Origin of the sequence: Bacillus sp. V33-4 (genome assembly GCF_002860225.1) — a bacterium.
GTDB classification, from domain to species: Bacteria; Bacillota; Bacilli; order Bacillales; family Cytobacillaceae; genus Bacillus_BJ; species Bacillus_BJ canaveralius.
In genome coordinates, this window is record NZ_PGVC01000071.1 from 1 (window position 1) to 1,267 (window position 1,267).

Annotated in this window: 2 protein-coding genes; both read left to right on the forward strand. The window is 45.9% G+C overall.

The window, feature by feature from the left end:
- A partial coding sequence (locus CVD23_RS20470) for a PA14 domain-containing protein (RefSeq protein WP_257988616.1) occupies positions 1-301 on the forward strand: 301 nt, incomplete at its 5' end.
- 288 nt (positions 302-589) lie between these two features.
- Positions 590-1,267, forward strand: a 678-nt coding sequence (locus tag CVD23_RS20475; protein WP_257988617.1) for a PA14 domain-containing protein, incomplete at its 3' end; no start/stop codon positions are given.

A 1,267-nucleotide genomic window follows, 5' to 3' on the forward strand; every position in this document is an offset into this window, starting at 1 on the left:
CTGGGGCTGGGGTAATGGTTCCCCGCATCCGTCAGTACCGGGTGATGGTTTCTCTGCTAGATTTACTAAAAAAGAGAATCTGGAAGCCGGCACTTACATCTTCAGGGTAAATGGAGATGACGGCGCGAGAGTGCTGCTGGACGGCGAACCACTTATTAGCGCGCAGCCATACTGGGGTTCCGGCGAACTAAAGAAAGAGGTTAATATTGTAGGTGGCCAGCATACCATTACGGTAGAATACTTCGAAGATGTAGCCCTTGCAAAGCTTTTCTTTTATTATGAGTCAGGTCTGAAACCATAGATTGTGAGTATTGAATCAAAACAATAAATAGAGGTACATAATCTCGTAAAGGAAGATTGTCAGAGGGGTATTATGTAGCAGAAGGATATCGCAGATTGGTAACTATAAATCCATCAAAATATAAAAACCGATGATTCAGCTTATTAAACAGAAAAATGTCGATTTTTTGAGCATTAGTATTAATTACTCAATAAATTTCTACAAAAACTATGATATTATACTATAAAGATACAAATATTGTATCCCTATTAAAATAGTTTAAGTGTATCTGGGGGGGATTTACAAGTTTTGAGCCAAAACTTTATAAAACATTGTGGAGTTGCCTTATTAGTTGCACTCTTTACATTTGCTATCGTACAAGGTGCAGAAGCAGCGGCTCCTGTGTTTAAACCTGAAGCAGGGAAGCCTGTTCATTATAATTGGGGCTGGGGAAGCCCTGGCAACGGCATTCCTGCAGATAACTTTACCGCCCTCTTTGACCAGTCAGGCAATTATGCAGGAGACTATTTTGTTCAAACGTTTGCCGATGATGGAGTCAAGGTAGAAGCGGACGGGCAATGGCTGATTGACCGCTGGGGAGATTACACTGGCAAGGTGGACCGGGCCCTGTGGCTCGGAGTAGGTGCAGGCCCGCATACGGTGAAGACCCATTACCGCGAGAATGTGGCGGCAGCGGCTGTTTTTTCAGATGTGGTGCCGCTTGATTCCTGGCTGGCGTATTATTACCCAAATGAGACATTGGCGGGGATGCCGACAGCGGCCAAAGTGATTCCGCCTTCCGAAGATACAAAGAAGCTCTATGAAGACTTTGGTTTCGGAGCTCCGGCAGCGGGAATCCCAGCCGAACATTTTTCGGCGAAGTATACGACCGCCAAGCGGGTCCCAGCCGGGGAGTACATCCTACGGGCAAAAGCAGATGATGGAATCCGGGTTTATGTAGATGGGAAACTGGTGGTAGACCGCTGG